The sequence below is a fragment of the Sphingobacterium alimentarium genome (genome assembly GCF_004342685.1).
GTDB classification, from domain to species: Bacteria; Bacteroidota; Bacteroidia; order Sphingobacteriales; family Sphingobacteriaceae; genus Sphingobacterium; species Sphingobacterium alimentarium.
The window spans coordinates 1-9,082 of the sequence record NZ_SMBZ01000072.1 but is presented as its reverse complement, the minus strand read 5'-3'; the positions used below and the strand labels follow the sequence as shown (position 1 = coordinate 9,082).

Here is a 9,082-nt window from a genome sequence, read left to right as displayed (position 1 = left end):
GGATATTAAAATATATTAAGAGCTCAGGTTATACTTTGAATGACACATTAAGATTTGAATTGTATTTTGACAATATGCATCCTAGTAATTTACTCTATATTAAAAGTAAAAATCATGAAATAACAAATTTAATAGAGCAATTTTATGTAGCGAGTAATAAAGATATTTTTTACCCACCTATACATTTTGGTGAACGTTTGTATACTTCTTACAAATTTGCAATTTGGGATGACGGTGAAGATCAAAAATCTTTTGATTTTGCACAAGAAGTAAGTGAATATGAGTCTATTGTGGTGTCGGATTTGTATATCTACAGCTTATCTTTAATCAATAGTCAGGTCGTGGATCCCTCTTTACTAGTTTTTGATAGAAAAAGAAATCGAGAAGATTATTTAACAAAGGAATTTTTTAGCCAATTTGATAGCAGAGATTATGAAGCAGTTAAACAATTAGTGTATAAATTGAATAAAAGTATAGGTTGGGGAAGTGGTGTTTTGAAGGTGGAAATTCAAAACAGGTAAAGGGTTTCTATGCCAAATAATTACTTACTCAGACCTTTTTACAGGTTCTAAATCTTTCAATTCCTCTTCATTAAACAGACTATAGTGTACTTTAAAAGTTTTACCTAGCGGTGTTTCTAACGAAAATCCACCGGGTCCGAAACCGTCCAATACGTCAAGCGTAAAATGTGCATATTGCCAATATTCAAACAAATCACGGTCAATCCAGAATTCGTATCCTTCTGCCAAGCCAATCATCGCATCATTCATTCGTGGGAAATAACCCCCTTTTTCAAAGCATTGTGGTTGTGTCCCTTCGCAGCAGCCGCCGGCTTGATAGAACATCAATGGCCCATGCTTTTCTTCTAGCTCATGAATTAAAGCTTTCGCTTCTGCGGTGACATCTAATCGTTTGATCATACTGCTCAATTTAAAAAAATGGGACCCAAAGCGGATCCCATTGGTTGTTTACTTTGCTATTAAAAGAATCCTAGTTTTTCTTTGTTGTAGGATATAAGCATGTTTTTAGTTTGTCTGTAGTAGTCCAACATCATTTTGTGGTTTTCACGGCCTATACCAGACTGTTTATAACCGCCAAATGGTGCACCCGCTGGATAAGAGTGATATTGATTCACCCATACACGGCCTGCTTGAATAGCGCGAGGCACCGTATACAGTTGATGTGCATCTCTAGTCCATACGCCAGCTCCTAGTCCATAGATGGTGTCATTTGCTATTTCAATAGCTTCTTTCTCATCTTTGAAGGTAGTAACTGCTAACACTGGACCAAAAATCTCTTCTTGGAAAATACGCATTTTATTATGCCCTTTGAATAAAGTTGGCTTGATATAATATCCATCTTCCAAACCTTGACCTATGTTATTTTCGTCACCGCCCGTCAATACTTCAGCACCTTCTTCCTTACCTAATTTGATGTAAGATAAGATTTTGTCTTTTTGGATTTTAGAAGCTTGTGCACCCATCATCACTGTAGGATCCAGTGGGTCACCTACTTTGATTGCATTTACGCGTTCGATGACACGCTCAATGAATTTGTCGTAGATGGATTCTTGAATCAATAATCTGGATGGACAGGTACAGATTTCACCTTGGTTCAGAGCAAAAAGTACTGCTCCTTCAATGGCTTTATCCAAAAATGCATCATCATGATCCATAACGGACTCGAAGAATACATTCGGTGATTTACCACCCAATTCTAAGGTAACAGGGATAATGTTTTCAGTGGCGTACTGCATCACTAAGCGTCCTGTAGCTGTAGAACCTGTGAAAGCTGCTTTCGATATTTTAGGGTTAGTAACGAGCGCACGTCCTAGCTCTGACCCAAAACCATTCACGACATTGATTACCCCATCTGGAATGAGGTCGCCAATAATTTCCATCAGCACCATGATCGATGTTGGTGTGCTTTCTGCGGGCTTCAATACTACTGTATTACCAGCCGCCAATGCTGGCGCTAATTTCCAGACAGCCATCAATAGCGGGAAATTCCAAGGAATAATCTGTGCTACTACACCGATAGGTTCGTGTACGATCAAGGAAACCGTATTTGCGTCTAATTCGCTCAAAGAGCCCTCTTCAGCACGGATCACACCTGCAAAATAGCGGAAATGATCAATAGCTAGGGGGATGTCCGCATTCAACGTTTCACGTACAGCTTTACCGTTGTCAATCGTTTCCACAGCAGCGATATATTCCAAATTTTGCTCTATACGATCCGCAATTTTGTTTAGTATGATACTACGTTCGGTAGCTGATGTTTTGCTCCACGTCTGAAAAGCTTTATGCGCTGCATCCACCGCCAGCTCCAAATCTTCTTTGGTCGAGTGTGCCGCTTGAGTGAACGCCTTGCCGTCCAGAGGAGAGATATTATCAAAGTATTTTCCTTGTACAGGGGGAACAAATTTTCCTCCTATGAAATTGTCATAACGTTCTTTGAACGTAGGTCTTTGAATTGCACCCATATGTTTTTATTTATTAATGTTATTTATTTATTCAAATTTACCTAAGACCATTTCTTTAGTTTAGCATTATTGTGTCAAAGTATAGCACAATAGTTTCAGTGAGAGAATCATTTTATTATATTTGATTACGAGCCAATTATAAAAGTTTGATTTTTATGGTGAACAAGTCTTTTATAAATACTTTACCATTTTCTACGGAAAAGGAAATATCTACACTTATCGAGAATAAGCGTTCGTTCGCGGTCGATGAGATGGAGCTTCATGTGTTTGAGACCTACGAATCCAGTGCGCTAGTACCGCTGCAGTTTGGTGATTTGGTCATGATAAATATGGTTGAAGGCAAAAAAGTCATGCATATAGGTGAGTTGAATTCTTTTGATTATCAGCCGGGGCAAATGCTGGTTCTGCCCTCTTATACGAAGATGCTGATCGATTTTCCCGAAGCCACTGTTCACAATCCTACCCAATGTACTGCACTGGTGATCAGCAAGGAAAAAATCAATTCCATTCTAAATTATTTGAATGAATTTAACCCCAAACATCAATTGATAGGGGAGTGGAAATTTGATCCTAATCTTTTTCATATGTATAATACACCAGAACTTACCGAGTTGCTCAACAAGTTTTTCAAGATCATGATGGGAAATAATGCCTTAAAAAATGTCTATGCAGACCTAACATTTAAAGAATTGATGATTCGTTTGCTGCAGGCACAATCACTGTTGGCATTGGATATTAACCGAGCTACTAATTCCGTGCTCCTGCATTTGAAAGATTTCGTGCGTAAACATATTACGGAGAAAATATCGCTGGAATCGCTTCAGAAAGTAGCGCATATGAGTAAGTCGAGCCTCACACGGATGTTCAAAGATGAACTGGGAGTGACGCCGATGGAATATGTCATCAATCAGCGTCTTCAGCATACCAAAGAATTATTGCGAATGACCAAATCAGTAAAAGAATCCTGCTTTGGTGCAGGATTTACCGATGTCAATTACTTTGTGCGCATATTCAGACGCAAGGAGGGGATGACCCCAGGAGCTTATGTACTCAGTCTGTAACGACTAAAATTTCATAACACGATCCAGTTCGCGCTTAGAGTCTCTTTCTTTCAATGTTTCGCGTTTATCGTAGTCTTTTTTACCTTGAGCTAATGCGATTTCAATTTTGGCGTACCCACGCTCGTTGATAAAAATGCGTAGAGGCACAATGGTGAATCCTTTTTCTTCGCCTTTTTCTTTCAATTTTTTCAGCTCTTTTTTGGTCAATAGCAACTTGCGATCACGCTTTGCCTCGTGATTGTAGAACGATCCAAACGAATATTCGGCGATGTGCATATTGCGAATATATAGCCCATCTTCAAAAAAAGAGCAGAAACTATCATTAATATTCGCCTTACCTTCCCGAATGGATTTTATTTCTGTACCAAGCAATTGCAATCCCGCCACATACTTGTCCAATAAGTGATATTCAAAGGATGCTCTTTTATTTTTTATATTGATTTGAGAAGATATAGCCATTATTTTTATGTTTTGCGCTAGCAAATTTAATAAATAAACTGTTGAAATTAATAGAGTTATTACTTGTTAGTATATTTACAATAACTTAACTTTATAATATATATAAGCTTTCAAAAATTGTAAATAATCGCCCAAAGTTTCGTAAGTTTGCACGTTTTGATTATTGTTTGAAGAGGGATTAATACGTAAAAGCATTGAAATTCAATATTGTTAGAATAAAGTCATACTTTTAAGTTATATAATTGACTTCAATATAAATTCTTACTTTTGACGATTATTTTGTTTTAGTCAAAAAGTAAAAAAATAAAATCGCATTTAATAGAAATATCTATAGCATGAGCAAGGGAAAGTTAAGTGAAAGAACATCGAAGTTTCTTCAAGAACAACTAGAGCCTATAAAAGCAAACGACTTATACGCATATTTTAGACCTATACAATCGAAGCAAGATACAGAGGTTATAATTGATGGCAAGCGTGTGTTAATGTTTGGTTCGAATTCATATTTGGGTCTGACTACGGATCCCCGTATTATTAAAGCTTCTCAAGATGCTTTGGAAAAATATGGAACTGGATGTGCAGGTTCAAGGTTTCTGAATGGAACTTTAGATATTCACGTAGAACTGGAAGAGCGACTAGCGGATTATGTAGGGAAAGAAGCTGCTGTTCTATTTAGCACAGGTTTTCAGTCTAATTTAGGCCCTTTGTCATGTATTACTGGTCGTAATGATTATATTTTATTGGATGAGCGCAATCATGCATCCATCATCGATGGTAGCCGCTTGTCTTTTTCAAAAGTCATAAAATACGCACACAATGATATGGAAGACTTACGTGCCAAAATCGCACGTCTTCCAGAGGAAAGTTTCAAGTTAATCGCTTCAGACGGTATATTCAGCATGGAAGGTGATATTGTAAATCTTCCTGAATTGGTTAAAGTGGCCGAAGAATTTGATGCAGCCATATTGTGTGATGATGCACACAGTCTTGGTGTCATCGGTGAGCGAGGTGCAGGAACAGAAAGTCACTTTGGTATGAAAGACAAGGTTGACATGATTATGGGTACTTTCAGTAAGTCATTGGCTTCTTTAGGAGGTTTTGTGGCTGCGGACAAAGATACCATCGAATACTTAAAACACCGCGCGCGTTCATTGATGTTTTCAGCGAGTATGACACCTGCATCGGTAGCTTCTACGCTAAAAGCTTTGGAAATTATCCAAACTGAGCCTGAGCATATCGAGAAATTGTGGGCTAATACGAATTATGCTAAAAAACTGTTGCTGGACAATGGTTTTGATTTAGGACACACAGAAAGCCCAATCTTGCCGATTTTTGTTCGTAATAACGATAAAACATATTACGTAACTAAAACACTTCAGGATAATGGTGTTTTTGTAAATCCAGTGGTAGCTCCAGCAGTACCAGCAGAAGAATCGTTGATTCGTTTCTCTTTAATGGCTACACACACTTTCGATCAGATCGATGAGGCTGTAGAGAAAATGGCAAAAGTCTTCAAAACTGCTGAGGTAGAAACATTTGTAGGATAAGTTACTTCTTAAATACATAAGGAAATGATTGATATCATACCTGTAGTTAGTAAAAAACAACGTGCGGAATTCATAGATTTTCCGCATGATTTGTATATAGGGGATCCGAATTATGTGCCCGAACTCTTCATGGCACAAGATGATTTGTTGAATCCGGATAAACATCCTTTCTATCAGCACTCTACGGCACAGTTGTTTTTGGCCTACCGGGACAATAAAATTGTAGGACGTATAGCTGCAATCTGGAATACGCAACATAATGCTTTTAATCACGTGAATGAAGGTCAGTTTGGCTTTTTTGACTGTATTGACGATCAAGAGGTCGCAGATGCATTGCTCAATACGGCGTATGCTTGGGTGAAGGAAAAAGGAGGCAACAAAATTGTCGGTCCTATCAATCTATCTACGAATGAAACATGTGGCTTGCTCATTGAAGGTTTTGATAGCCCACCGGTGGCTATGATGACTTACAATTATCCATATTATATTGATTTAATTCAGAATTTTGGATTACAAAAGCAAGTGGATTTGTTGGCCTATGATATTCCTACCGCTAAAGCGAGTGATCGCTCCGTGCTGTTGATGGATAAATTGGAAGAAAGACTAAAACGTTCAGGAATTCATCTTCGTCTTATAAATCTCAAAGATTTTAAAAACGAAGCGGAAAAAATAAAAAGAGTGTATAACAAGGCATGGGATAAAAACTTAGGTTTCGTCCCGATGACCGATGAGGAATTTGCCTACATTGCTAAGGACTTGAAAATGATCGTAAATCCTAATTACTGCATCATTGCCGAGAAGGACAATGAAATAGTAGGTTTTGCGGTGGGTATTCCAAATATCAATGAGATCCTAATCAAAATAAAGCGCGGTAGATTATTGCCAACAGGTATATTCAAATTGCTTTTTGGGCGCAAAAAAATTAAAACCCTGCGTGTCATGATGCTTGGTGTTCTGGAAGAATACCGCAAAATGGGAATTGAAGCTTGTTTGTACGGTCGTATCATCAAAAATGCGAAAACTTACGGTATTGAGCGCGGAGAATGTTCTTGGATGTTGGAGCATAATTATATGATGAATCATGCTATTGAACAAATCAATGGTGAATTGTATAAGCGTTATCGCATCTACGAAAAAGAGATATAATGGCAAAAGTATTCATAACAGGTGCGAGTGGATTTGTAGGTTCGCATTTGGTTGAGGATGTCAAAAAATTAGGCTGGGAAATACATGCTGCCGTTCGTCAGTCCAGTAAAACGGAGGAAATCCGGGAGTTTGTGGACAAGTTTGTATATCCGGATTTTGGAAATGTGCAGGAGCTTTCGGCTTTATTTCAGCAAGAACGGTATGATTATATTATCCATGCTGCGGCGCTGACCAAGTCCAAGTCCGAAGCTGAAATGCTTCGCATCAATGTGGGGATGACACAAAATCTGATGCAGGCTGCTTTTGAAGAAGGAGTACATTTAAAGCGATTTGTGTACGTAAGTAGTTTGGCCGCCATCGGTCCAGTTGCATATGATAGTGACAAATCGATCTCCGAAGATACTGCGTATAGGCCACTCACGGTCTACGGGCGCAGTAAAAAGACTTCTGAAGAAAATATAAAAAAAAGGTTCTCGGACAAGCCCATATCCGTATTTCGGCCTACAGCCGTATATGGTCCCCGGGAGAAAGATTTGTTCATTCTGTTTGACACCTTGAATAAAGGACTGGATCCTTACATCGGTTCGAATCCCCAAAAGCTAAGTTTTATCTACGTCAAAGATCTGGTGAATGCGTTAATTCTGGGCTGTACCGTAGAACAGAATCAGCTGGAGTTCTATAATATTTCGGATGGTAATGTATATTCCAAATATGCTATGGCGGACATCTTTCGAGCTACATTTAAAAAGAAGGCATTGCGTTTGCATATCCCCTTCAGGATTGTGTCTTATGTAGCACGTATTTCTCAGCTGCTGTACAAGAACTCTTCAAAAGCTCCGGTCATTTATCCAGAGCGGTTAGGGGAATTGACTGCCGAAAATTGGAGTTGTGATATCAGCAAAGCAAAAACAAAATTGGGGTTTGTACCTCAATATAACTTAGAAAAAGGTTTGACAACTACTTTATTGTGGTACAAAGACAATAAATGGTTATAAATATATTGTAATGAGTGAAGGAAAAATTGACAAGAAGCTATTTGCTGACAGAAAGCGCACAAATATTTTAAGTGAGCCAGAACAACGTTTTATTACGTATTTACTTCCTAAGATTCCAAATTGGATTTCTTCAGATGGGCTGACGGCAATAGGTTTTTTGGGCTCTGCGATGATATTAGTTAGCTTTTTGTTGGCTGAATATGTGAGTGTCTATTATCTATTATTGGGAATTGTAGGTTTTTTTGTTCAATGGTTTGGTGATTCTCTAGACGGCCGTATTGCTTTTTATAGAAATAAATCGCGCAAATGGTATGGTTTCGCACTCGATATTATTATGGATTGGGTGAGTACGGTGCTTATCGGTTTAGGCTATGTGTTATATGCGCCGGGTGATTATAAGTATTCGGGCTTCGCGCTTGTCGCAATGTATGGTTGGGCAATGATTATTTCGCAATTGCGCTATAAGATTACCGATAAATATACGATTGATGCAGGTTTGGTTGGTCCTACGGAGATCCGTGTTATTATCTCCTTGGTATTATTAATGGAAATATTTATTCCATTTTCGATTAATTACAGTGTCATCGGTATTTGTATTATCCTGTTTTTTATCAATCTAGGGGATACGAAAAAGCTCTTAGCTATGGGCGATGATAGAGATAAAGCTGAGAAACTAGCCAAGCAAAATCAAGCATAGCAGAAATGGGGTTTAAACTAAAAGAGTTTTTAAAAGCACAATTATCCGCATTCCTTGGTGGAATGACTGATTTAGCAATTTATTCTTTTTGTTATAAGGTGTTGAGTTTTTCAGCACCTTTTTCTAATGCTATAGCGGGGTCACTAGGGGCTATTGTTAACTTCCTTATTAATCGCTATTGGTCGTTTGGCAATACATCGACATCAATTGGCACCCAGCTTTGGAAATTTGTCATTGTTGTTATTGGCAGTATTTCGCTCAAATCTGCGGGACTTTATTTTTTTGTCAATATGTTGGGCTGGCATTTTTTAGTTTCCAAGCTATTGGTGGAGGTTATTGTATCTCTAGGTTTTAATTTTACCCTGCAGAAGTTTTGGGTGTTTAAAAAGTAATCTGAAGCATTTTCAGTCTTTTTAAAGGTGTTTTGCGAAAATTAAAATGCATGAACACAATAAGATGCGATATTGTTCGTTATTATTTTTCTGGAATATTTGTTTAGTACCTAAAATCTTCCCTATCTTTGCACCACTCCGCAAGGGAGGAACGGTTCTTCGGAGCCATGAAATACAGAGTTAGATACGGTTTAAACTGCGAAATCAGTTGAAAACAAAAGAAAAAAAACTTCAAATAAAATTTGCGGTTTAAAATAAAGTTTCTACCTTTGCAGTCCCTTCGGAAACGAATGGGGTTAAAAAAAA

General features: G+C 38.0%; 10 protein-coding genes. 7 read left to right on the top strand and 3 right to left on the bottom strand.

Features of this window, described 5'->3' with window-relative positions; all coding sequences use genetic code 11:
* The coding region (locus EDC17_RS16110; protein ID WP_207895794.1) for a hypothetical protein at positions 1-521 on the top strand (521 nt) is incomplete at its 5' end.
* A gap of 24 nt (positions 522-545) precedes the next feature.
* Here EDC17_RS16110 and EDC17_RS16105 read toward each other — a convergent pair.
* The gene (locus EDC17_RS16105; RefSeq protein ID WP_132779199.1) at positions 546-920 is read right to left on the bottom strand and encodes a DUF779 domain-containing protein; all 375 of its coding nucleotides are present in this window, start codon (positions 918-920) and stop codon (positions 546-548) included.
* Positions 921-979: 59 nt separating this feature from the next.
* Positions 980-2,482, bottom strand: a complete 1,503-nt coding sequence (locus EDC17_RS16100; protein WP_132779195.1) for an aldehyde dehydrogenase family protein — start codon at positions 2,480-2,482, stop codon at positions 980-982.
* 155 nt (positions 2,483-2,637) lie between these two features.
* Between EDC17_RS16100 and EDC17_RS16095 the strand changes: the two genes are divergently transcribed.
* Complete coding sequence (locus tag EDC17_RS16095; RefSeq protein WP_132779193.1) at positions 2,638-3,543, top strand: helix-turn-helix domain-containing protein; 906 nt, start codon at positions 2,638-2,640, stop codon at positions 3,541-3,543.
* A 3-nt stretch (positions 3,544-3,546) separates the two neighbouring features.
* On the opposite strand, the gene smpB is transcribed toward EDC17_RS16095, so the two are convergent.
* Positions 3,547-4,002 carry an SsrA-binding protein SmpB gene (gene smpB / locus EDC17_RS16090; RefSeq protein ID WP_132779191.1) on the bottom strand — a complete coding sequence of 152 codons (456 nt, stop codon included), beginning with the start codon at positions 4,000-4,002 and terminating at the stop codon, positions 3,547-3,549.
* A gap of 335 nt (positions 4,003-4,337) precedes the next feature.
* Between smpB and spt the strand changes: the two genes are divergently transcribed.
* Genes spt through EDC17_RS16065 form a run of 5 tightly spaced genes read left to right on the top strand, consistent with a single transcriptional unit; the run spans position 4,338 to position 8,776 of the window.
* Positions 4,338-5,546, top strand: a complete 1,209-nt coding sequence (spt, locus tag EDC17_RS16085; RefSeq protein WP_132779189.1) for a serine palmitoyltransferase — start codon at positions 4,338-4,340, stop codon at positions 5,544-5,546.
* Positions 5,547-5,570: 24 nt separating this feature from the next.
* Complete coding sequence (locus EDC17_RS16080; protein WP_132779187.1) at positions 5,571-6,692, top strand: GNAT family N-acetyltransferase; 1,122 nt, start codon at positions 5,571-5,573, stop codon at positions 6,690-6,692.
* Entirely contained in the window at positions 6,692-7,687 is a 996-nt protein-coding gene (locus EDC17_RS16075) for an NAD-dependent epimerase/dehydratase family protein (protein ID WP_243646183.1), read from the top strand. The genes EDC17_RS16080 and EDC17_RS16075 overlap by 1 nt, the downstream gene beginning before the upstream one ends.
* A 10-nt stretch (positions 7,688-7,697) precedes the next feature.
* Positions 7,698-8,384, top strand: a complete 687-nt coding sequence (locus EDC17_RS16070; protein ID WP_132779184.1) for a CDP-alcohol phosphatidyltransferase family protein — start codon at positions 7,698-7,700, stop codon at positions 8,382-8,384.
* 5 nt (positions 8,385-8,389) lie between these two features.
* The gene (locus tag EDC17_RS16065) at positions 8,390-8,776 is read left to right on the top strand and encodes a GtrA family protein (RefSeq protein ID WP_132779182.1); all 387 of its coding nucleotides are present in this window, start codon (positions 8,390-8,392) and stop codon (positions 8,774-8,776) included.
* Positions 8,777-9,082: the final 306 nt, after the last annotated feature.